General features: G+C 41.1%; 20 protein-coding genes and 3 tRNA genes. 17 read left to right on the top strand and 6 right to left on the bottom strand.

Features of this window, described 5'->3' with window-relative positions; genetic code table 11:
• Positions 1 to 9: 9 nt before the first annotated feature.
• From frr to OW255_RS11775, 14 genes are all read left to right on the top strand, one after another.
• On the top strand, positions 10 to 564 hold the full coding sequence (gene frr, locus OW255_RS11840; RefSeq protein WP_268114205.1) for a ribosome recycling factor: 555 nt from the start codon (positions 10 to 12) through the stop codon (positions 562 to 564).
• A 65-nt stretch (positions 565 to 629) separates the two neighbouring features.
• Entirely contained in the window at positions 630 to 1,352 is a 723-nt protein-coding gene (locus OW255_RS11835; protein ID WP_268114204.1) for an isoprenyl transferase, read from the top strand.
• A gap of 19 nt (positions 1,353 to 1,371) precedes the next feature.
• Complete coding sequence (locus tag OW255_RS11830; RefSeq protein WP_268114203.1) at positions 1,372 to 2,172, top strand: phosphatidate cytidylyltransferase; 801 nt, start codon at positions 1,372 to 1,374, stop codon at positions 2,170 to 2,172.
• Between the two features lie 50 nt (positions 2,173 to 2,222).
• A complete protein-coding gene (locus OW255_RS11825) occupies positions 2,223 to 3,365 on the top strand; it encodes a 1-deoxy-D-xylulose-5-phosphate reductoisomerase (RefSeq protein ID WP_268114202.1) in 1,143 nt (380 codons plus the stop codon).
• A gap of 1 nt (position 3,366) precedes the next feature.
• Positions 3,367 to 4,425, top strand: a complete 1,059-nt coding sequence (rseP, locus tag OW255_RS11820) for an RIP metalloprotease RseP (RefSeq protein WP_024835728.1) — start codon at positions 3,367 to 3,369, stop codon at positions 4,423 to 4,425.
• Positions 4,426 to 4,454: 29 nt separating this feature from the next.
• A complete protein-coding gene (ispG, locus tag OW255_RS11815; RefSeq protein ID WP_268114201.1) occupies positions 4,455 to 5,507 on the top strand; it encodes a flavodoxin-dependent (E)-4-hydroxy-3-methylbut-2-enyl-diphosphate synthase in 1,053 nt (350 codons plus the stop codon).
• Positions 5,508 to 5,518: 11 nt separating this feature from the next.
• A complete protein-coding gene (locus tag OW255_RS11810) occupies positions 5,519 to 10,063 on the top strand; it encodes a PolC-type DNA polymerase III (RefSeq protein WP_268114200.1) in 4,545 nt (1,514 codons plus the stop codon).
• Between the two features lie 162 nt (positions 10,064 to 10,225).
• Positions 10,226 to 10,299: transfer RNA gene (locus OW255_RS11805), tRNA-Pro, on the top strand.
• A 20-nt stretch (positions 10,300 to 10,319) separates the two neighbouring features.
• Positions 10,320 to 10,391 (top strand) — tRNA-Glu (locus tag OW255_RS11800).
• 250 nt (positions 10,392 to 10,641) lie between these two features.
• A complete protein-coding gene (locus OW255_RS11795) occupies positions 10,642 to 11,526 on the top strand; it encodes a GGDEF domain-containing protein (protein ID WP_268114199.1) in 885 nt (294 codons plus the stop codon).
• Between the two features lie 87 nt (positions 11,527 to 11,613).
• Positions 11,614 to 13,275 carry a DUF1538 domain-containing protein gene (locus OW255_RS11790; protein ID WP_024835732.1) on the top strand — a complete coding sequence of 554 codons (1,662 nt, stop codon included), beginning with the start codon at positions 11,614 to 11,616 and terminating at the stop codon, positions 13,273 to 13,275.
• Complete coding sequence (locus OW255_RS11785) at positions 13,268 to 13,570, top strand: hypothetical protein (RefSeq protein WP_024835733.1); 303 nt, start codon at positions 13,268 to 13,270, stop codon at positions 13,568 to 13,570. Before OW255_RS11790 ends, OW255_RS11785 begins: the two co-directional genes overlap by 8 nt.
• 24 nt (positions 13,571 to 13,594) lie before the next feature.
• Positions 13,595 to 13,936, top strand: coding sequence for a P-II family nitrogen regulator (locus tag OW255_RS11780; RefSeq protein WP_024835734.1), 342 nt, complete (start codon positions 13,595 to 13,597; stop codon positions 13,934 to 13,936).
• Between the two features lie 189 nt (positions 13,937 to 14,125).
• The gene (locus tag OW255_RS11775) at positions 14,126 to 14,704 is read left to right on the top strand and encodes a hypothetical protein (RefSeq protein ID WP_268114198.1); all 579 of its coding nucleotides are present in this window, start codon (positions 14,126 to 14,128) and stop codon (positions 14,702 to 14,704) included.
• Between the two features lie 94 nt (positions 14,705 to 14,798).
• Here the strand turns inward: OW255_RS11775 and OW255_RS11770 are convergent, their stop codons facing one another.
• The 4 genes from OW255_RS11770 to OW255_RS11755 all read right to left on the bottom strand — a co-directional run bounded on the left by OW255_RS11770 (position 14,799) and on the right by OW255_RS11755 (position 17,020).
• On the bottom strand, positions 14,799 to 15,671 hold the full coding sequence (locus tag OW255_RS11770) for a hypothetical protein (RefSeq protein ID WP_268114197.1): 873 nt from the start codon (positions 15,669 to 15,671) through the stop codon (positions 14,799 to 14,801).
• Between the two features lie 19 nt (positions 15,672 to 15,690).
• The gene (locus OW255_RS11765; protein ID WP_268114196.1) at positions 15,691 to 16,398 is read right to left on the bottom strand and encodes an ABC transporter ATP-binding protein; all 708 of its coding nucleotides are present in this window, start codon (positions 16,396 to 16,398) and stop codon (positions 15,691 to 15,693) included.
• Positions 16,395 to 16,769 carry a GntR family transcriptional regulator gene (locus tag OW255_RS11760; RefSeq protein WP_268114195.1) on the bottom strand — a complete coding sequence of 125 codons (375 nt, stop codon included), beginning with the start codon at positions 16,767 to 16,769 and terminating at the stop codon, positions 16,395 to 16,397. Before OW255_RS11760 ends, OW255_RS11765 begins: the two co-directional genes overlap by 4 nt.
• Before the next feature lie 178 nt (positions 16,770 to 16,947).
• A tRNA-Thr gene (locus OW255_RS11755) sits at positions 16,948 to 17,020 on the bottom strand.
• A gap of 178 nt (positions 17,021 to 17,198) precedes the next feature.
• On the opposite strand from OW255_RS11755, the gene OW255_RS11750 reads away from it, so the two are divergent.
• Together OW255_RS11750 and OW255_RS11745 are read left to right on the top strand one after the other, a co-directional pair.
• Positions 17,199 to 19,346 carry a bifunctional diguanylate cyclase/phosphodiesterase gene (locus OW255_RS11750; protein WP_268114194.1) on the top strand — a complete coding sequence of 716 codons (2,148 nt, stop codon included), beginning with the start codon at positions 17,199 to 17,201 and terminating at the stop codon, positions 19,344 to 19,346.
• 12 nt (positions 19,347 to 19,358) lie between these two features.
• Complete coding sequence (locus tag OW255_RS11745; protein ID WP_024835738.1) at positions 19,359 to 19,631, top strand: acylphosphatase; 273 nt, start codon at positions 19,359 to 19,361, stop codon at positions 19,629 to 19,631.
• Positions 19,632 to 19,727: 96 nt separating this feature from the next.
• Here OW255_RS11745 and OW255_RS11740 read toward each other — a convergent pair whose 3' ends face one another.
• Together OW255_RS11740 and OW255_RS21080 are read right to left on the bottom strand one after the other, a co-directional pair.
• On the bottom strand, positions 19,728 to 20,192 hold the full coding sequence (locus OW255_RS11740; protein ID WP_024835739.1) for a cupin domain-containing protein: 465 nt from the start codon (positions 20,190 to 20,192) through the stop codon (positions 19,728 to 19,730).
• Between the two features lie 229 nt (positions 20,193 to 20,421).
• Positions 20,422 to 20,643, bottom strand: coding sequence for a DUF4318 domain-containing protein (locus OW255_RS21080; protein ID WP_035317586.1), 222 nt, complete (start codon positions 20,641 to 20,643; stop codon positions 20,422 to 20,424).
• 224 nt (positions 20,644 to 20,867) lie between these two features.
• On the opposite strand from OW255_RS21080, the gene OW255_RS11730 reads away from it, so the two are divergent.
• Positions 20,868 to 21,461, top strand: coding sequence for a lactate utilization protein (locus OW255_RS11730; protein ID WP_024835740.1), 594 nt, complete (start codon positions 20,868 to 20,870; stop codon positions 21,459 to 21,461).
• Positions 21,462 to 21,638 lie beyond the last annotated feature (177 nt).

The following is a 21,638-nucleotide window of genomic DNA, read 5'->3' as shown; positions in this document are numbered from 1 at the left end:
GAGGACGATATGCAGGAAATTTTACAGGTTTACGACGAGAAGATGAATAAGACATTAAAAGCACTGGAGAATGATTTTATGGCCATTCGTGCTGGACGTGCCAATCCTCATGTGTTGGACAGAATAAGAGTTGATTACTACGGTACGCCAACTCCCCTTCAGCAGGTTGGTAATGTTACCATTCCAGAAGCACGTATGATTATAATCCAGCCATGGGAAAAGAGCTTGTTAAAGGCCATTGAGAAAGCGATTCTTACTTCTGATTTAGGCATTAATCCAACAAATGACGGAAACGTAATTCGTCTTGTATTCCCAGAGCTTACAGAGGAACGCAGAAAAGAGCTGGTGAAGGATGTGAAAAAGAAGGGCGAGAATGCAAAGATCGCTATCCGCAATATCCGCCGCGATGCCAATGATGCGTTTAAGAAGCAGTTAAAGGCAGAGGAGATATCTGAGGACGAGCAGGCTGATGCAGAAGATAAGATCCAGAAGTTAACAGATAAGATGATCGCGCAGATCGATAAAGCGATTGATGAGAAGTCTAAAGATCTTCTTACGGTATAAAATTTTGAACAGGGGGGCAGGCTTTTTGCCTGTCCTGTTTTGTGTTTTATAAGGAGCGATTTAAAATGGAAGATAAGATACAGGGAATGGTGATACCAGAGCATGTTGCTATCATATTAGATGGGAATGGCAGGTGGGCCAAGAAAAGAGGACTTCCCAGAAGTTTGGGACATAAAGAAGGCTGTGTGACTGTAGAGAAAACAGTTGAGGATGCAGCCAGACTTGGAATTAAATATTTAACGGTATATGGTTTTTCCACTGAGAACTGGAAGCGTTCTTCTGACGAGGTGGGAGCGCTGATGCAGCTTTTTCGATACTACATGGTGAGACTGTTAAAGGTTGCAAAATCCAATAATGTTCGTGTTAAGATGATTGGTGATCGGGAACGATTTGATCAGGATATTGTGGAAGGTCTTAACAAGCTGGAGAGGGAGACAAAAGACAATACTGGCCTGACTTTTGTGATAGCAGTAAATTACGGCGGCCGTGATGAGATCGTCCGCGCAGCTAAAAAAGCTATGAAAGATGTGAGAGATGGAAAGATATTGCCGGAAGATATGGATGAGAAGCTGTTTCAGTCTTATCTGGATACCGCTGAGGTACCAGATCCTGATTTGTTAATTCGTACCAGCGGGGAATTAAGGCTGTCTAATTATCTGTTATGGCAGCTTGCCTATACGGAGCTCTATGTTACTGATTGCTATTGGCCTGATTTTAATATGGAAGAAATGAAAAAGGCAATTGCGGCGTACAATAACAGGGAACGAAGATTCGGGGGAGTAAAGTGATTCAGGGGGAGGTAACGCGATGTTTACGATCAGACTCATAAGCGGTATAATACTTGTGCTGATTGCTCTTTTAACAGTGGGCAGCGGAGGGATTTTGCTGTTTGTAACGACCGTTTCCATTTCTCTCATCGGTTTGTTTGAATTGTATCGCGTGATGAAGATACAACGAAACTTATTGGGGTATATGGGATATTTGGCAGTAATCGCTTATTATGGATTGCTGTGGTTTCATATGGAAGACAAGATGCTTTTATTATCAGTAGGATTTTTGATGATTCTTATGAGCATCTATGTGTTTGCTTTCCCTAAATTTCAGCTGGAAGAGGTGTCGGTAGCTTTTTTAGGTTTATTCTATGTCGCTGTGATGCTTTCTTATTTATATCAGGTCAGATCTATGGAAGATGGAAAGTACCTGGTGTGGCTGGTATTTTTAAGCTCTTGGGGGAGTGATACCTGTGCTTACTGTGTAGGAAGTTTGATTGGAAAACACCGTTTAGCCCCGGTCCTCAGTCCTCATAAATCCATTGAGGGCGCTATCGGAGGCGTGGTGGGAGCTGCACTATTAGGCTCCTTGTATGCCGGTGTCTTTGGCGAATCCATGATAGGGCTTAGTACTCCGATATTCACCTGTATGCTGGCTTGTGCTGTGGCAGCCCTTATTTCACAGATCGGTGACCTGGCTGCATCTGCAATCAAGAGAAACCATCAAGTGAAGGATTATGGAAAGCTGATTCCAGGTCATGGGGGAATTTTAGATCGTTTCGACAGCATGCTTTTTACAGCACCTGCTATTTATTTGGCAATTACTTTTTTACGTTAGCATGATTGATGACTGGAATTTTGTAAAAGAAAAGGAGTTAGCAGCATAAGATGAAGAAAATAGCAATTCTGGGTTCTACAGGTTCCATCGGAACTCAAACCCTGGAGGTGGTTGAAAACCAAGGGGATATGGAAGTTACCGCATTGGCCGCGGGGAACAATATCAGACTATTAGAAGAACAGATCAGAAAGTTCATGCCTAAACTTGTGTGCGTTTGGAATGAGGAAAAAGCAAAAGAACTGGCTGTTTTGGTGGGAGACCTGCCGGTTCGTGTTGTTTCCGGTATGGAAGGGCTGATTGAAGTCGCTACAGAACCTTCCGCTGACATTGTAGTGACCGCAGTGGTAGGAATGATAGGAATACGTCCAACCATAGCAGCCATGGAGGCTGGAAAAGATATTGCTCTTGCAAATAAGGAAACTTTAGTGACTGCTGGTCACATCATCATGCCGCTGGCAAAAAAATGTGGAGTTAACATTCTTCCGGTTGACAGCGAACACAGTGCAATTTTTCAATGTCTAAACGGTGAAAATAAGAAAACCATACATAAGGTCTTGCTGACAGCCTCTGGTGGCCCTTTCCGTGGAAAAACCAGAGAAGAATTAAAGGCGGTTCAGGTAGAGGATGCCTTAAAGCATCCCAATTGGTCTATGGGCAGAAAAATTACCATTGATTCCTCAACGATGGTAAACAAAGGACTAGAGGTCATGGAGGCAAAATGGCTGTTTGATGTTTCCATGGATCAGGTTGAAGTAGTGGTACAGCCTAAAAGTATTATTCATTCTATGGTAGAATTTGAAGATGGGGCAGTTATGGCACAGCTTGGTACGCCAGATATGAAACTCCCCATTCAGTATGCCCTTTATTATCCGGAGAGAAGATTCCTTCCCGGTGAACGTCTTGATTTTTGGAGCCTTAAAGAGATTGTTTTTGAAAAACCGGATATGGTAAATTTCCCGGGGCTTTCCCTGGCATACCAGGCCGGAAGAAGAGGCGGAACCCTTCCTACTGTATTCAACGCAGCCAATGAGCGCGCCGTTGAAAAATTTTTAAACAGAGAAATTTCATATCTTTCCATTACAGATATGATAGAGGGAGCTATGAACGGGCATACTGTAAAAGAGAATCCAACAGTGGAAGAGATTCTTGAAGCAGAAAATGCGGCTTATGAATATATAGAAAGCAGGTGGTAGATTGTCCAGTGTTATCGTAGCAATTCTGGTATTCGGACTGATTGTATTAATTCATGAACTGGGTCACTTTTTGTTCGCAAAAAAGAATGGGATCACAGTAGTAGAATTTTCCATTGGTATGGGACCAAGACTGGTGCATTTCAAAAAGGGAGAAACGATTTATTCCATTAAGGCATTGCCTCTAGGTGGTTCCTGTATGATGCTGGGTGAGGATGAAGAGAATGCAGATGAAGGTGCATTCCAGAATAAATCCATTCCAGCCCGTATGTCTGTCATTGCGGCAGGTCCTATTTTTAACTTTATTCTTGCATTTCTTCTTTCCCTTATTTTAGTGGGGATGAGTGGATACGATACGACATATGTAAAAGAAGTAACAAAAGATTCCCCTGCATATGCAGCGGGGATGCAGCCCGGTGATAAGCTTCTTAAGATCAATGGAGAAAGTGTATCCATGTACCGGGAATACATTCTTTACAAACTCTTAAAGCCGGATGAGAAGATGAATCAGGTGGAATTTTTAAGAGTGGATTCAAGCACAGGAGAAAGCAGCATTAAAACAGCTTCTGTCACTCCTGAGCTATCCAAGGAAACTGGTAAATATTTAATTGGAATTACCATAGCACCACAAAATATAAAAGTAGCTTCTGTTGGGGAGCTGGTGAAATACGGTTATAAGGAAATGGAATATGATGTGAAACTGACAGTGAAAAGCCTTGGTATGCTTTTTTCCGGCAAAGCAAGCGTCAATGACTTAAGTGGTCCCGTGGGAATTGTTGTTATGATTGATGATTCTGTAAAGGCAGGCCTGACAGTTAGTCTGGCAGCTGCGTTTATGAATGTACTCAGCATGTGTATTCTACTCAGTGCAAACTTGGGAGTTATGAACCTTCTTCCCATTCCAGCCCTTGATGGAGGCCGTCTTCTGTTTCTGATTATTGAAGCAATCAGAGGCAAACGTATGGACCCCAACAAAGAAGGTCTGGTAAATATGATCAGTATGGCTGCCTTATTTGCTCTTATGATCTTTGTGGTGTTTAACGATATTAACCGATTTACGTAAGCGGGTATGGACTCAGATTGGAGGAAGACATGAATCGTGAGCATACAAGAGTAATCAGAATCGGTGACCGGGTAATCGGAGGTGGTAACCCGGTCCTGATCCAGTCCATGTGCAATACCAAGACCCAGGATATAGAAGCAACCGTTGCTCAGATTAAAGCTCTCACAATTGCTGGCTGCGATATTATACGGGTCGCTGTTCCTGATATGGAGGCAGCGAAAGCATTAAAGGAAATAAAAAAGCAAATTACCATTCCACTTGTGGCAGACATTCATTTTGATTATCGTCTTGCCATAGCTTCCATTGAAGCGGGAGCGGATAAAATACGAATCAATCCAGGCAATATCGGATCCGAAGACAGGGTCCGGGCAGTTGTGGAAAAAGCGAAGGAATATAATATTCCCATTCGTGTGGGAGTGAACAGCGGTTCTCTGGAGAAAAACCTGATTGAAACATATGGTGGCGTAACAGCCCAGGGAATAGTAGACAGTGCCCTTGACAAAGTTCGCATGATTGAAGAATTAGGTTATGACAATCTTGTGATCAGCATTAAGTCCTCTAATGTGATGATGTGTATCAAAGCGCATGAGTTAATATCAGAGCAAACCGATTACCCTCTTCATGTGGGAATTACAGAATCAGGAACGCTGGTATCTGGTACCATTAAGTCATCCGTAGGATTAGGTGTGATTCTCTATGAAGGAATCGGCGATACCATTCGTGTTTCCCTGACAGGAGATCCGTTAGAGGAAATAAAGGCTGCCAGACTAATTTTAAAATCACTTGGTTTGAGAAGAGGCGGAGTTGAAGTGGTATCCTGCCCTACCTGTGGTAGGACCCGGATCGATCTTATTTCCCTGGCGAATCAGGTGGAGGAGATGGTATCTAAATTTGACCACCTTGATGTGAAAGTGGCTGTCATGGGCTGTGTTGTCAATGGGCCGGGAGAGGCGAGAGAGGCTGATATAGGAATTGCAGGAGGCATTGGGGAAGGACTTCTTATTAAAAAAGGAGAAGTGATCCGTAAGGTTCCCGAGGATCAGCTGCTTATGGCACTTCAGGAAGAACTTATGAACATGTAATAGGTGATAGAATGGCGAAAAAATTTTTGGATGTATTTCCAAATTTACATATCACAGAAGAACTGCGAGAGCTTTTAAACCTGGTGGAAGTGGAAAAGGTCACTTCCACCAGGGATAGAAGCTCTATTCGTGTTTATCTGATGAGTCAGAGATTGATACACAAGCAGAATATTTATGGCTTGGAAAAGGGAATAAAAGAACAGCTTTTTCCGTCAAAGCAGCTTAGTGTGAAAATTATTGAACGGTTTAAGCTTTCGGAGCAATATACGCCACAAAAGCTTTTAAAGGCTTATCGGGACAGCCTTTTAATGGAACTGAAAAATTACAGTATTATTGAATATAACATGTTCCGAAAAGCAAAATTTGATTTTCCCAAACAAGATCTTTTAACGTTGACTGTGGAAGATACCATTGTTTCCAGGGAAAAGGCAGGGGAACTGAAACGAGTTCTGGAAAAAATATTTTTCGAGCGATGCGGCCTGCCGGTAGAGGTGCAGTATGAATATGTAGCTCCTAAAGTCAATGAACTGGCAAAGCAAAAAGAATTACAGATGCAGCGTGAGGTGGAAGAGATTGTAAGCCGTACGTCTCTCGCATCTGTGCGTATGTCAGAGGGCATGGATGAAGCCCCTCCTTCCATGGCGGATGGGGGGAATCTTGAGGCTATGGCCAATGCATATATGCAGGAAGTACCTTTCCAACAGGATGGACAGACTCCAGCGCTTCGTATGGGTGGTAACAAGGAAGGCGGAAAAACCGGCGGAGCTGAATCAAATAAAAAAGATACAGCTAAGAAGGAATGGAAGGACTATAAGAAGAGCGGAAACTCTTATGTAAAAAGGTCCGACAACCCGGATGTACTCTATGGCCGTGATTTTGAAGGCGAAATCATTGAAATCGAGAAGATTGATGGTGAAATCGGTGAAATAACCATACGTGGAAAGATTTTAAACGTAGACAGCAGAGAGTTACGTAGTGGTAAAACCATTATGATCTTTGATGTGACTGATTTTACAGATACCCTTACGGTAAAGATGTTTGCGAAGGAAGAGCAGCTGGAAGACCTGAATGCTGCAGTGGTGAAAGGAAGCTTTATCCGGATTAAAGGTGTCACAACCATTGATAAATTTGATGGTGAGCTCACCCTTGGTTCTGTTGTGGGAATTAAGAAATCAGAAGATTTTACCGGAAAAAGAAGCGACAACAGCCTGCAAAAGAGAGTGGAACTTCATTGTCATACAAAGATGAGCGATATGGATGGAGTATCCGAAGTAAAAGATATTGTGAAACGTGCGAAAAAGTGGGGAATGCCTGCCATCGCAATCACGGACCACGGATGTGTCCAATCCTTCCCGGACGCCAACCATGCCCTGGATAAGGGAGATGACTTTAAAATAATCTATGGAGTGGAAGGATACCTGGTGGATGACCTAAAGGAGCTTGTGGGAAATTCCAGAAACCAAAGGTTATCTGATACTTATGTTGTATTTGATATTGAGACCACCGGATTCAGTTCTTCAAAAAACCGGATTATAGAAATCGGTGCAGTCAAAGTACAGGATGGTGTGGTGATTGACCGTTATAGTTCTTTTGTTAATCCAGAAGTACCCATTCCATTTGAAATAGAGAAGCTGACGGGAATCAATGACAATATGGTTCTTCCATATCCAAAGATTGATGAAATTCTCCCACAGTTTCTGGAATTTTGTTCGGATTCAGTGCTGGTGGCTCACAATGCTTCTTTTGATATCAGTTTTATTGCTTACAATGCCAATCGTCTTGGAATTGAGTTCAGTCCCACGGTGATTGATACCGTGGCCCTGGCAAGGCTTCTGTTGCCAAGTCTTAACCGCTACAAGCTGGATACCGTTGCAAAGGCTCTCAATATCTCTTTACAGAATCATCACCGTGCGGTGGATGATGCAGGCTGTACGGCACTTATATTTGTGGCATTTGTAAAGATGCTTAGAGACCGGGGCGTGGAAGATTTGGATAGCCTTAACCAGTTAAGCACCATGACGGCAGATATGATTAAGAAGCTTCCTACTCACCACGTAATTATCCTGGCTGCCAATGATGTGGGCCGGGTGAACTTATACCGGCTCATTTCCAGGTCACATATTGATTTTTATGCCAGAAGGCCTAGAATTCCCAAAAGTGTTCTGAATGAAAACAGGGAAGGACTGATCATAGGTTCCGCCTGCGAAGCCGGTGAGCTGTATCAGGCACTTTTACGAGGCGCATCTGACGCTGATATTACAAAGCTTGTGAATTATTACGATTACCTGGAAATACAGCCCCTAGGCAACAATGGTTTTATGCTTAGGGATGAAAAAAGCGTGGTAAAAACAGAGCAGGACTTAATTGATATTAATAAAAAAATCGTATCTCTGGGGGAACAGTTTGGAAAGCCGGTCTGTGCTACCTGCGATGTACATTTTCTTGACCCCGAGGATGAGGTTTACCGAAGAATCATCATGGCAGGCCAGGGCTTTAAGGATTCTGATGAACAGGCGCCCCTGTATTTACGGACAACAGAAGAGATGCTTAAGGAATTTGAGTATCTTGGTCCCAATAAAGCAGAAGAGGTAGTCATTAAAAACACCAGAAAAATCGCTGACATGTGCGAAAAGATCTCTCCGGTCCGCCCGGATAAATGCGCTCCTGTAATCGAAAACTCTGATGAAGATTTAAGAACGATCTGTTATGATAAGGCACATGCCATTTATGGGGAAAATCTCCCTACAATCGTTACAGAGCGTCTGGAGCGAGAACTGAACTCCATTATATCCAATGGATTTGCAGTAATGTACATTATCGCCCAGAAGCTGGTTTGGAAATCCAATGAGGACGGGTATCTGGTTGGATCCCGTGGGTCTGTAGGTTCCTCCTTTGTGGCCTATATGTCAGGTATTACAGAGGTAAATTCTCTAAGTCCGCATTACTATTGTACAGAATGCCATTATTATGATTTCGATTCAGAAGAAGTAAAAAAATTCTCCGGTATGGCAGGATGTGATATGCCTGATAAGGTGTGTCCTGTTTGTGGGCACCCTTTGGAAAAGGACGGATTTGATATTCCTTTTGAGACATTCCTTGGATTTAAAGGAGATAAGGAACCGGATATCGATCTTAATTTCTCCGGAGAATATCAAAGTAAGGCCCATGACTATACCGAAGTGATTTTCGGAAAAGGGCAGACCTACCGTGCGGGTACCATTGGTACGCTGGCGGATAAAACCGCCTTTGGATATGTGAAAAATTATTATGAAGAGCATGGCGTAAGAAAACGTAACTGTGAGATTAACCGGATCGTTCAGGGGTGCGTAGGGGTCAGAAGGACGACAGGGCAGCATCCAGGCGGTATTATTGTATTGCCTCATGGAGAGGAGATTTATTCCTTTACGCCGGTGCAGCGTCCTGCCAATGATATGACGACTATGACGGTGACCACTCATTTTGACTACCATTCCATTGACCACAATCTGTTAAAACTCGATATACTGGGACACGACGATCCTACCATGATACGAATGCTCCAGGATTTAATCGGTTTTGATCCGGTTAAGGATATTCCCCTTGACAGTCCAGAGGTCATGTCCCTGTTTCAGGATACTTCAGCCCTTGGAATTTTGCCGGAAGATATCGGTGGCTGTAAGCTTGGAGCTTTGGGTGTACCTGAGTTCGGTACGGATTTCGCCATGCAGATGTTAATTGATACAAAGCCAAAATATTTCTCCGATCTGGTCCGTATCGCAGGACTTGCCCATGGTACTGATGTTTGGCTTGGGAATGCTCAGGCTCTCATTCAGGAAGGGAAGGCGACCATTCAGACTGCTATCTGTACCCGAGATGATATTATGATCTATCTTATTTCTATGGGGATAGAAGAAGGACTCTCTTTCTCCATTATGGAGAGCGTTCGTAAGGGGAAAGGCTTAAAGCCTGACTGGGAAACAGAGATGATAGCCCACGGAGTACCCGACTGGTACATATGGTCCTGTAAAAAGATCAAATATATGTTCCCAAAGGCACATGCGGCGGCCTATGTAATGATGGCGTGGCGTATTGCCTACTGTAAAGTGTTTTATCCTCTTGCTTACTATGCTTCCTTTTTCAGCATTCGTGCCAATGGCTTCAGCTATGAGCTGATGTGTCAGGGAAGAGATAAACTGGAGCATTTCCTGGCAGATTATAGAAAGAGAATGGATACCCTGTCAAAGAAAGAGCTGGATACCCTGAGGGATATGAGAATCGTTCAGGAGATGTATGCCAGGGGCTATGAGTTTATGCCCATTGATATTTACCGGGCGAAAGCCAGACACTTCCAGATTATTGACGGAAAGCTGATGCCATCCTTAAGCAGTATTGACGGATTGGGAGAGAAGGCTGCCGATGCAGTGGTGGATGCCGTCAAGGATGGTAAATTCCTGTCACGGGAAGATTTCAGAAACCGTACAAAGGTCAGCAAGACCGTATGTGACCTCATGGGAGACTTAGGCCTTTTAGGGGAACTTCCGGAATCAAACCAGCTTTCTTTATTCGATTTGGCATAACAGATAAGCTTAAAACATTCTCTCATTGGTACAGTTCGTTTCTGCCTCAATGGGAGAGTGTAAGAATTTTGAATCTATTTTTCCAGTATTTTTAAAAAATTAAAATATTTTGAAAATAAGGTTGACATACGTTGGGATTTATATTATACTACCTAACGTAATCGAGGCGTGGCTCAGTTTGGTAGAGCGCTGCGTTCGGGACGCAGAGGTCGCAAGTTCGAATCTTGTCGCCTCGATTCAGTACTTCCTTAGTAATGGCCTATTGGTCAAGCGGTCAAGACGCCGCCCTCTCACGGCGGAAACCCGAGTTCGATTCTCGGATAGGTCATAATAATCAGCCTTCAGGATAAAACCTGGAGGCTTTTTTGTGTTATGAAAATTCTCTTATGTTAATTTAGTGTGAAAAATAAAAGCATTGATACCAAACTTACTACACATCTAATAAATTGTTTATTTAAACAAAATGGAATTTCTTGTTGTTAAATTAAGATAATATATGGTAATATAGAAAAAAGTTTTGCATTCTGTTTTTATAATTGGTATTTTTTGATTCATTAGTAAAAGTTTTAGGAGGATACATGGACCGAATTACTCTTAATGAGATAAAAGAAAAATTAGATTTTTTCCATAAAATGTTTGATGCTGTACGTCTCATTGATCCTCTGCATAAGAAAGTATTGGAATATCGGGATTCTGGTATGATTTCAACGAAAGTAATATGTTATGACTACTGGGGGGATAATAGAATCTGTGACAATTGCATCTCCATTCGGTCGTATCAGGAAGACAGAAGTCTGGTAAAAATGGAAAAGTTTAAAGAATCAATTATTTTGGTGACTGCAATTCCTATTACCAATGTTGAATTACCGGCTGTACTGGAGTTATTTAAAAATGTGACGGATACGATGTTCGTAGGCGATGGAGATTATACCAAAAATGAGATGCTTACAAAGTATGCCAGAGAAATCAATAATGCAATCATTAAAGATCCCCTGACACTGCTTTTTAACCGCAGGTATATTAATGAACGGCTTCCTGCTGATATTGTGGAAGCTACCCTTACCGGCAACCCCTTATCCGTCTCTTTCGTAGATCTTGATAATTTTAAAGCTATTAATGATTCCTATGGACATGAAGCTGGAGATCAAGCCATCAGATCAGTAGGGGAAGTAATTCTTAACTATATAGATGGAAGAAAGACCTGGGCAGCCAGGTATGGAGGAGACGAATTTCTAATCTGCCTTGGCGGAATGAGGGCAGATAAAGCGGAACAGATCATGCTGAAAATACAAAATGATGTTGGAAAGATCGGAATCAGTACAGACAAAGAAAACATCAGGCTTTCCCTTACATTCGGTATCCGGACTATGGAGGATACTCCCATAACGGCAACAGAACTCATTAGGGAAGCAGACAAAGAAATGTATCTGGCAAAGAAACGCAAATACCACTATGGATCATAACAAAGGGAAAGGTATATAAGTCATAAATAAATTACCAGGACGGGAAATTAAAGTTGCATTTTTATTTATTTCTTATATAATTAAAATATGAAAACATTACGTACTTTAAAAGAGGTTTTTTTATCTTCACTTCCGCTTGTTTTTATAATAATCACTGTTTGTGTCTTTATGGCGCCTATGGAAAAATCATCTGATTATGTTAAACTGGTCATTGGTTACCTAAGCGTTGTTTTTGGGCAGGCATTCTTTTTGGTGGGATTAGATTCCAGCATTCTGCCCATTGGAAAAATGGTTGGAAGTTCTTTGATAAAGTTCAATAAAAGTATCTTTATTATCTTGTTCGGAATTTTGTTTGGGATTCTGGCAACCGTGGCGGAGCCAGCTCTTGCAGTACTTGCAAGGCAGACCCACATGACGATGAATGAGGTCAATGAAACTGTTTTTGTATGGATATTAAGTTCTGGTGTAGGTATATTCGTAGGTTTAGCCTTGTACCGGGTCATTAAGGATATGAACATAAAGATTGTATTTTTGATTCTTTATATCATGACTTTTTTCATTGTGATTTTTGTACCGGATGAATTTGTGGCACTAGCCTTTGATGGAAGTGGTGCGACTACGGGTGATATCTCGGTTCCCTTTATACTCGCACTGGGCATGGGTATTTCTGCCACCATGTCAAAGCGTAAAACAAATGATGATACCTTTGGTATTATAGGAATCGCATCGGTTGGTCCAATTATCGCAGTGTTCCTTTACGGTATCATTTTAAAAATCAGTTACGGTGGAAATCTGCCGCCTGCCGGTATTTATGATCCAGGCGGAGCCGAAAGCTTTCTTGGGATTATTGTTTCGAATATAACAGGGGTTGCCCTTGCGTTATTTCCTATTATTATCGTGTTTTTACCATTTCAGTTCCGTTTGGTAAAGCTTCCCAGAAAACAGTTTATCAGGACAATACTTGGTGTTGTACCGGTGTATCTGGGATTGCTTATATTCCTTTCGGGTATTGATTATGGTTTTGCATTTGCTGGAAAGTATATAGGGGAAGTGTTTTTAAGCGCCGGCCGGCCACAGTGGTTTAAATGGATTCTTCTGCCTTTGGGGTTTGTTCTGGGTGCAGCAATTACGCTGTCTGAACCAGCTGTTACGGTGTTAGGAGAGCAGCTGGAAGAGATAACAAACGGTCATATTCAGAAGATGACTATACGAATGACCCTGGCTATTGGGATTGGCTTTGCCTCTCTTTTTTCCATGCTTAAGATTTTGACCCAGATTAATATACTTTGGTTTCTTGTACCGCTTTATGCCATATCACTTATTATGATGACAAAGACGTCTTCTTTGTTTGTAGGCCTGGCTTTTGATTCCGGCGGCGTAACTGGGGGAGCATTGACTTCTGCTTTCTTAACACCGCTGACTCTTGGAACAGCACAGGCAGTCGCTTTGTCAGCGGGTAGTGAAGCCCAATCCGTTCTTACCAATGGGTTCGGTATTATCGCATTTATTTCTGTAACGCCTTTGATTGCCGTACAGTCTCTGGGGCTTTTGTATAATCGGAAGTTAAAGCAGGCTCAGGAACTGAACGAAAAATTCGAGCAGGAAAAATACGAGGAATTGTCCTTTTATGCGGCACAGCTGGAGGAAGAGGAATCCAGTTCTATGGAGCTCTCTTCCCAGGATACACTTAAGGAAACTGAATATGAGATGGAACCGATTGTTGACTTAGAGGAGGGTGCCAGTGGATAATATTGAATATTTATTTATAATTACCGGAAGAAAGCAAAAAGATGCCTTATTAAGCCGAATGTGCAGCATTGATAATCGGATTGTCAATACCATTTATGGAAAAGGAACGATTAAATCCAATTATCTGTTAGACATGCTTGGGCTGGTTCCGGAAGAGAATAAAGTTATATTAACTTCGGTATTACCGAAAGAAAAAACTGAAGTTATTTTTGATATGTTGTTAAATGAATTTGATTTTGGAAACCCCAATACTGGAATCGCCTTTACGATGCCTATTTCGGGAATGTCATTTTAAATTTTTAGGAGGAAAATAAATCAAATGGAATGTTCCGACCAAATCAAAGCCCTTTTTATTGTGGTGAATGCCGGTTATACCGATACAATTATGGATATTGTAAGGGCAGAAGGGGCAGGCGGTGCTACGGTTATAAATGCACGAGGAGAAGGCGTGAATCATGAATCCTTTATGGGGATAACCATTGATTCAGAAAAAGAGATCATACTGACTCTCGTAGACGCAGCAACAGCTAAGAAAATTATGTGCCAGATCAAGGAAAAAGCTGGCTGGAAATCCCCGCTTCATGGAGTCTGCTTTGTAATGCCGGTCAACAAAGCCATTGGCATTAATGCACCCATTAAGGAGTATGAGGAAGAATCATAAACAAAGTAATCAATCAAGATAAAAGCATCATCAAACTGCTCATGGTTTGGTGATGCTTTTTTTGTCCCACTCACTTGACATTGCATCTGAAGTTCTATATAATACATCTTAAATGACTGACAAGACAGTTGATAATACATGTGGTGTGTCAATGTACGATGCTCAAAGAGATAGCAGGGAGGAAATCAGATGAACAGTAAGAATTCAATTCAAAAAATGACGATAGCGGCGGCGCTGTCAGCAATAGGAATCGTGATACCCATGTTTGCCCCTAAATTAATCCTAGAGCCTGCTTCCTATACGCTTGCAAGCCATGTACCTGTATTTATTGCTATGTTTATATCTCCTTATGTGGCAATATCTGTTGCACTCATATCTGCTTTGGGTTTTTTACTGGCCGGTATCTATCCGATTGCTGTTGTACTTAGAGCTCTGTCTCACATCGTATTTGTTGTTATAGGTTCCTTTATGCTTAAAAGGAATCCTAAATTGCTAAGTACCATGAAAGGATCTGTACTGTTCGGTCTTTTGATGGCTGTAATTCATTCCATCAGTGAAGTGACGGTAGTTACCCTGTTCTATTGGGGAAATCATATGTCAAGCGTATATTATGATAAGGGGTATCTGACTTCTGTTATTTTGCTGGTAGGAATGGGAACCATAATTCACAGCATGATTGATTTCTCCATTGCCTGTATGGTATGGAAACCAGTTCAAAGAATGATAACCATTCCTGTCAGTGTTGGCGGGAGACGAGCGGGGGCATAATAAAAAGGGCATCTTTAAACAGATACAAATGTTTAAAGATGCCCTTTTATGGTTGATTCAAAAATCTTAATTAACTAAGCAACCAGGTTTTAGTTTACTCCAGATTAAGATGTTCGGATAGAATGCGTTCTGTACCAAAGAAGAATACGCCTATTTGAACGATACTGATCATAATTGAAAAGAGAAACATATAGTTCATAAAAGTACTAATACCTCTAAGCCCTGGCATAAAATCGATGGAATCGACCAATGTTTGAAAGAAAGGTACATTTCCTGCCACAATCATAACAAATCCGCTGGCAAAGCTGAGGATCATGGAAATTGCGATATATGCAACCACTGACATCAGGATACGATGTTTGTTAGCCAAATGACCAAGTGCCATGGAGAAGTACAAGTGGAAAAGCTTTGAAAAACCGCTGAGTATGATTAAAACAATAAACTCCACTAATAAAAGAGGCCAGGATGGGACTTCATTAAAAATTTGGAATATTTTCGCCCATATCTCTGGAGAGGTCACTGCAGCCATAAATTTAACAGGGCCAAATGCACCCACAATTAAGATTAATATGGAGATTCCTGCAGCCAGACTGCTGGCAAGTGACATTACAAGAGCAGTTGTTCCTTTGGCAGCGATCAGCAGCCAGGGCTTAACCGGAAGGGTAAACATAAGATATCCTTCATCACAAAGCAATCCCTTATAAAATCTTTGGATAATGATAATGAATGTCAGAACGCTCATAGCAACCATTACTCCAAAATAAGCAAGCATAGAGACAGTCTGAAATAGTTTAAGGATATCCTGACCAAAGCTTATGTTTCGCATAATATTTTCATAGTAGCCGTTTGTCAGTGAGCCTATTCCCATAAACATGTTGATAAAAGAAACAGCAATTACGGCCAGATATATGGGCAGCAGTGTACGAGCAATCGACTTGAATTCGTATTTACAAAGTTTAAGAAACATATTATTTCGCCCCCTTTCCTTAGCGGCTATATGTGAATATTTCGCGGAAGAGCTGGTCTACGGACTTGCCTTCCTTTTCACGTATGTTATCTACAGTATCATGACGGACAACCTTACCATTTTGCAGGAAAATGGCCTCATCTAACACCCGCTCAATATCAGAAATCAGGTGGGTAGAGAGCATGACTGTTCCATTCTCATTATAGTTGGTTAAAATGGTGTTTAAGATAAAATCCCTGGCAGCAGGATCTACGCCTCCAATAGGCTCATCAAGAAGATAGAGCTGTGCCTTCCGGCTCATGATCAGTGCCAGCTGAGCCTTTTCCTTTGTTCCCTTTGACATGGTCTTAATACGCTCGTTTTGACTGATTCCAAGAGCTTTAAACATCTCCAGGGCTTTTGCTCGATCAAAATCGGTATAAAAGTCTGTGAAGAAATCCGCCAGATCTGAGGTTCTCATCCAGTCAGCAAAATACATGCGGTCAGGCAGGTAAGATATGACTGCTTTTGTTTCTATACCTGGAGCGAGGCCCTCAATCTTAAGCGTACCAGAAGTAGGGTGTAAAAGTCCACAAAGAAGCTTGATAAAAGTAGTCTTTCCGGAACCATTGGGTCCTAAAAGGCCAACAATGCGGCCGTGTCCGACAGATAAGTCAATGTGGTCCAGTGCAATTTTTGTACCGTAGCTCTTTGTCAGGCTATTTGCGGTAATAAGTTCCTGATTCATACTGATTCCTCCTTTTTATTCCAAGCCGCAAGCAACTCTCGTGTTTGTTCTTCTGTATAGCCCAGTGAATGCATGGATTCAAAAAATTCGTCCATACGCTGATAGGCTAACTGTCTTCGGACCCCTTGTATGAGTGTTAAATCCTCTGTAACGACCCGGCCCGAGGTGCGGCGTGTCTCAACAAGCCCGCGGTTTTCCAGTTCAGCAAGTGCACGCTGCATGGTATTTGGGTTCACGCCTGCTTCGGTTGCAAGGGTACGAACTGCAGGCACCGCTGAGCCGGATGCATATATGCCGGATACAATGAGCGTGGTGAGCTGTTCAACAAGCTGTATCCAAATTGGTCGGTCTTCTGTCAGTTTCCAGTTCATAATGCAGCCTCCTTTTTATATTATTGTATTAGTGGTTTAATACAATGATACAATTATTTTTTCCCATTGTCAATACCTGATTTTATTGAGATTATAAGTTTACTGAAACATAGGAAAAGGCCCCATTCGATTTCATTCGAAAGGGACCTTTTCCTACGTATAGATTATAAATGATAAAAGCTTCCGGGGGGACTCGAACCCCCGACCCACGCATTACGAATGCGTTGCGCTACCAACTGCGCTACGGAAGCAATACGGCTATTAAATACTGCATCAAAACCTTTGATATTATAACAATAAATCATTGAAAAATCAACCCTTTCTCCTAAAAAAAGTAAAATTACATAGCGATTGCCAAAACTGCCATAAAAAGCTATAATGAAACTAGAGATTTGCGAGACGGTTGTTTAATTTGAGGAGTCAGCATACATGCAAAAGATGGAAGAATGGGATAGAAAACAGAAAAATATGCTTATTCCGGTACTTCTCTGCCTGTCATTTATCATTGGTTGTTTTTCAATCCTGATATACATGATGGGAAAAAATGAACAGGAGAAAGTTGCCTATTTTTTTAGTGCGGCAAAGCAGAATCAGTTGATCATGAAGGGCAGGCTGGAAGAGGAGCTTACGATTCTAAACGGACTCGCTGTGAGTTTTGGCTCTGGTGGAATATACAGTGAGGAGCGTATCAATCAAATCATCCATACTATCAACAGGGAAGATCCCTCCATGGACATAGGTTTCATAGGTGTGGCTGGTAAGAGTGCCACTAAGAGCCTGGAAGATTATTTTAAAGTAACGGTGCGAGATCATAACAACGAACCCATTGGAACCTTATATGCGAATAATTACAATGAGATACTTAGTAACATTACCAGCACCATGGCACTGGCTGAGGGCCTTTATGTAATATTTGATCATACCGGAAAAAAGATTGGTGGTTCACAGCACATCTATGAATTGGTTGAAGGTGAGACAAAGTTAAGAGCTCAGGTGTCACAAGCTATAAGTACCAGAGAGGAAACTTGCTTTCAAATTAAGACACAGAATAAGAATCAGATGGTGGTAATGACGCCTCTTGGGATCAATGGCTGGTATCTTCTTAATGTTTTGCCGGAGCCTAATTTACACACCAGATATCTGGAGATGGCCATTGGGGCAGGAATCATGATATTAATATCCTGCGGCCTGTTCCTTTGCTATTTGTACCGGCAATTTTTGACCATTAATAAAAATCAGGAGACTCTGGCTAAACTGGCATATCGAGACAGCATTACAGGAACCAGAAATTATGCTTCCTTTAAGCAGGAGATGGAAAAACGGCTGCGTAAAGAGAAAAAAGAAACGTATGCAGTCTGGTATTGTGATATAAAAAAGTTCAAATTCATGAATGATATATTGGGCTATGAGGAAGGGGACAGAGTTTTGATTTCCCTGGCCAATCTGTTTCGTGATTATGGTGGTCCGGATACACTCTATTGCAGGATATCAGCCGATAATTTTGCGGGGCTCTACAAATATAAAACAAGAGAAGACATGGAGGAGTGGTTCCAGAAGCTGGTTGACGTGTTTCAAAGCCGCTATCTGCCATTTAACAAGAAAATTCCCATGGAAATAAGTATGGGAGTCTATTGTATTGAAGAAACGGATGTAGAACAGCTTTCCATTGACCAAATTGTGGACCGGGCGAATATTGCACAAAAAAACATAAAGGGTCTGCCAGGAAATCCATTTGGATTCTATAACAAGGAAATCAGAAACCGCGTCTTATTTGAATCTGAACTGGAATCAGAAATAGACCTTGCCCTTCGAAGCCAGGAATTTAAGATATTTGTTCAGCCAAAGATATCAATTCAGACTGGAAATCAGATTGTGGGGGGAGAGGTCCTTGTAAGGTGGGAGAATCCCAGAAAAGGAACCATACCACCGGGACAGTTCATTCCTCTCATGGAGCGTGATGGCAAGATCGTGCTTCTTGACCGTTATATGTTTGAAAAATCATGTGAATGGCTTAGCAATTATATAAAATCAGGAAGACCTCCAGTCAGTATTGCTGTTAATGTATCTAAAATAGGAATGCTGAGGGAAGATTTTGTAGATTTCTATGGAGAAGTCAAGAATAAATATCAAATACCAGACGGGCTTTTGGAACTTGAATTTACAGAAACAGTTCTTCTTAATGATGACGCTATGTTTAACCGTTTGGTGACAAGACTGAATGAAAAAGGATTTATCTGCTCTCTTGATGATTTTGGCTCCGGCTACTCTTCACTTAATCTGTTAAAGAATCTAAAAATTGATGTTTTGAAACTGGATATCATGTTCTTTAGAAAGAGCAACGATATCAGCCGGGAGCGTATTGTTATTTCAAATATTATAAATATGGCAAAAGAGCTAAAGATTAAGACCATTGCAGAAGGTGTAGAATATGTAGAAACAGTTGAATTCTTAAAGGCTGCCGGATGCGATGTGATTCAGGGCTACGTGTTTGCCAAAGCCATGAGTGTTGAGGCATTTGAATTAATGCTGCATGAAAAGGAAAATGTATATCTGGTACCTGCAGATGCAGGAGAATAGGCGGTGCAGATCATGGATGATATCATCCGAAAACGAATTTACGTGGACGGAAGAGTGCAGGGCGTAGGTTTTCGATACAAGGTGAAGTATCTTGCTCCTGGATTTGGTATTACGGGCCTGGTAAAGAACCTGGGTGATGGCCGAGTGGAAATGGAGCTTCAGGGGACGGATAGCGGAATAGAGAGATTATTGCAGGAAATAAACAATGACCGATTTATTGTAATTAAGGACATGCAATGGGAGCTTATTTCAGTAATAGAGGAGAATGGATTTCATATCAGGTAAGGAGACAATGCATAATAAAGTAGTCTTACCATCAAGCGCCAGAAAAGCCGGAAAGGTTAATATCCTTCCGGCTTTTCTGATATAAGTAAAACATAATTAATTGTTAGCTGATACTGGCTCTGACATTTTTGTCTCCTGAACGGTATTCCATGGATAATTTGGCGGAGTATAGATCGATGATATTTTAAGTGGCTTATCACCTATGTTAATAATATTATGCCATGTTCCCGCAGGTACGAAGATTACATAGTTTGGGAAAGCCAGATATTGATCATAAAACGAAAATTTATCTGCTCCAAACTGAATGAGTCCTACTCCATCCTCGATCCGAATCATCTGGTCGTTATCCGGATGTACCTCCATACCGATAAGCTCATGGACTGGAATATCCATAAGTACAGCCTGTAACTGGGACCCTGTCCATAGAGTTGAACGGTAATTTCCATTTTGCTGCGCAGCTTTGTTTAAATCAATCACAAAAGGGTTGGGTCCAAAATCATAGGGGAAAGTCGGGAGTGCATCTGTAACTGGGGTTACATTTAAGTCGTACAAATCTGACATTTGTTTCGTCACCATTTCTCGCATTTTATAATAATATATGTGTTTTGCAGGGCGCTGATATCAAGATACTGCATAAAAAATTATTATTATCTATTGATTCCATTCCAGGTAAAAGGCCATCGCATGTAAAAGGCAGCAGTCTTCATATATGATTTATTGGGCGCCGTGTGTCATATCGTGTTGAAAGCAATCAAAATGGCTTATAATATTCCATTGATTAAAAGTACTACTAACTTTCTTTACAGTGAATAGAGTAACCTCCGCGCAGCATAGAAATTTCAGCAATATAAAGCATACTATCTAAGCGAAAAGTAATAGGCATTTGAGTACTAATTAACTCCAACTTTTCACCAGAGGATTGTGCATAATCTTCTATGTACGAACAAATTACGTTTACGCATGGATATGTTAATGAATCTTCCAAATCAATATAGAACCTTTTTTTAAACATAGGAAGCTCCTTTCAGCAAAAGCGAATCATTCTCACATAATGAATATACAATAACAAGAAAATACGTTACATATAAAAATAGAATTTAACGTATTAGTGTATATTTAAATTTAATATTGATTGTTAGTAGGTTTGATGATATCCTTTTCATAAATATGAATAGATTTAGCTGAATAAAAAGTTATATTATATTTAAAAATGAAATAGGATTTGGAGATGAGTTTATGGATTATTCGCAGATAAAAAAGAATTTTGAGGGACATGGATTTACAACACAAGTTTTTTCCACAAAGGAAGATGCCTGTTGTTACCTTACCGATATGTTACAAAATCAAACGATCGGATTTGGTGGAAGTGAAACTTTAAAGGAAATGGGATTGTTTGAAGCTCTACAACAAAAAAATGCTGTTGTATGGCACAATAAGATTCCGGGCATGGAAGTGCGTAAACTTGCTAATTGTGCAAATGTTTATATATCCAGTGCAAACGCAATAACTGAGACGGGAGAGATTGTAAACATTGACGCAACAGGAAATCGTGTTGCAATGACTGCTTTTGGACCTCAATCCTATTATTACATTATAGGCAGAAATAAAATTACAGCTAATATTAGCGAAGCTTATTCCCGGTGTAAAAATGTAGCCGCCCCCTTGAATGCAAAACGTTTAGGAGCAAAGACGCCATGTGCGGTTAGGGGAGATAAATGTTATGATTGTAACAGTCCGAGCCGGATTTGTCGTATTATTTCGATCATTGAACGTGTACCATTGGGTATGAAGTGCGAAATTATCTTTGTGGATCAGGAATTGGGGTATTAATCTAACCGGTAATAATCATAGTATTAGCCCGATAAATGTAAATACGAAAATAAAACTACCAGCTATCAGTATACTGAACTGGTAGTTTTTTGTTACAGGAGAGTTCAAAATTGCTATGGAAATAGTACGATTTATCGGCCTCGAATGAACCCTAAAAACGTGTTGTATAGCGTGTTG

The sequence above is a fragment of the Lacrimispora xylanolytica genome, assembly GCF_026723765.1.
GTDB classification, from domain to species: domain Bacteria; phylum Bacillota; class Clostridia; order Lachnospirales; family Lachnospiraceae; genus Lacrimispora; species Lacrimispora xylanolytica.
Note: the sequence above shows the minus strand (reverse complement) of the source record. Positions and strands in the feature narration are given on the sequence as shown.

Coding starts and splice junctions, on each gene's coding strand:
- OW255_RS11770 (WP_268114197.1), bottom strand. CDS start 15,671: ATGTTTCTTAAACTTTGTAAATACGAATTCAAGTCGATTGCTCGTACA.
- OW255_RS11830 (WP_268114203.1), top strand. CDS start 1,372: ATGTTTACGATCAGACTCATAAGCGGTATAATACTTGTGCTGATTGCT.
- OW255_RS11750 (WP_268114194.1), top strand. CDS start 17,199: ATGCAAAAGATGGAAGAATGGGATAGAAAACAGAAAAATATGCTTATT.
- OW255_RS11835 (WP_268114204.1), top strand. CDS start 630: ATGGAAGATAAGATACAGGGAATGGTGATACCAGAGCATGTTGCTATC.
- OW255_RS11795 (WP_268114199.1), top strand. CDS start 10,642: ATGGACCGAATTACTCTTAATGAGATAAAAGAAAAATTAGATTTTTTC.
- OW255_RS11825 (WP_268114202.1), top strand. CDS start 2,223: ATGAAGAAAATAGCAATTCTGGGTTCTACAGGTTCCATCGGAACTCAA.
- OW255_RS11775 (WP_268114198.1), top strand. CDS start 14,126: ATGAACAGTAAGAATTCAATTCAAAAAATGACGATAGCGGCGGCGCTG.
- OW255_RS21080 (WP_035317586.1), bottom strand. CDS start 20,643: ATGTTTAAAAAAAGGTTCTATATTGATTTGGAAGATTCATTAACATAT.
- frr (WP_268114205.1), top strand. CDS start 10: ATGCAGGAAATTTTACAGGTTTACGACGAGAAGATGAATAAGACATTA.
- OW255_RS11740 (WP_024835739.1), bottom strand. CDS start 20,192: ATGTCAGATTTGTACGACTTAAATGTAACCCCAGTTACAGATGCACTC.
- OW255_RS11745 (WP_024835738.1), top strand. CDS start 19,359: ATGGATGATATCATCCGAAAACGAATTTACGTGGACGGAAGAGTGCAG.
- OW255_RS11790 (WP_024835732.1), top strand. CDS start 11,614: ATGAAAACATTACGTACTTTAAAAGAGGTTTTTTTATCTTCACTTCCG.
- OW255_RS11765 (WP_268114196.1), bottom strand. CDS start 16,398: ATGAATCAGGAACTTATTACCGCAAATAGCCTGACAAAGAGCTACGGT.
- OW255_RS11810 (WP_268114200.1), top strand. CDS start 5,519: ATGGCGAAAAAATTTTTGGATGTATTTCCAAATTTACATATCACAGAA.
- OW255_RS11730 (WP_024835740.1), top strand. CDS start 20,868: ATGGATTATTCGCAGATAAAAAAGAATTTTGAGGGACATGGATTTACA.
- ispG (WP_268114201.1), top strand. CDS start 4,455: ATGAATCGTGAGCATACAAGAGTAATCAGAATCGGTGACCGGGTAATC.
- OW255_RS11780 (WP_024835734.1), top strand. CDS start 13,595: ATGGAATGTTCCGACCAAATCAAAGCCCTTTTTATTGTGGTGAATGCC.
- OW255_RS11760 (WP_268114195.1), bottom strand. CDS start 16,769: ATGAACTGGAAACTGACAGAAGACCGACCAATTTGGATACAGCTTGTT.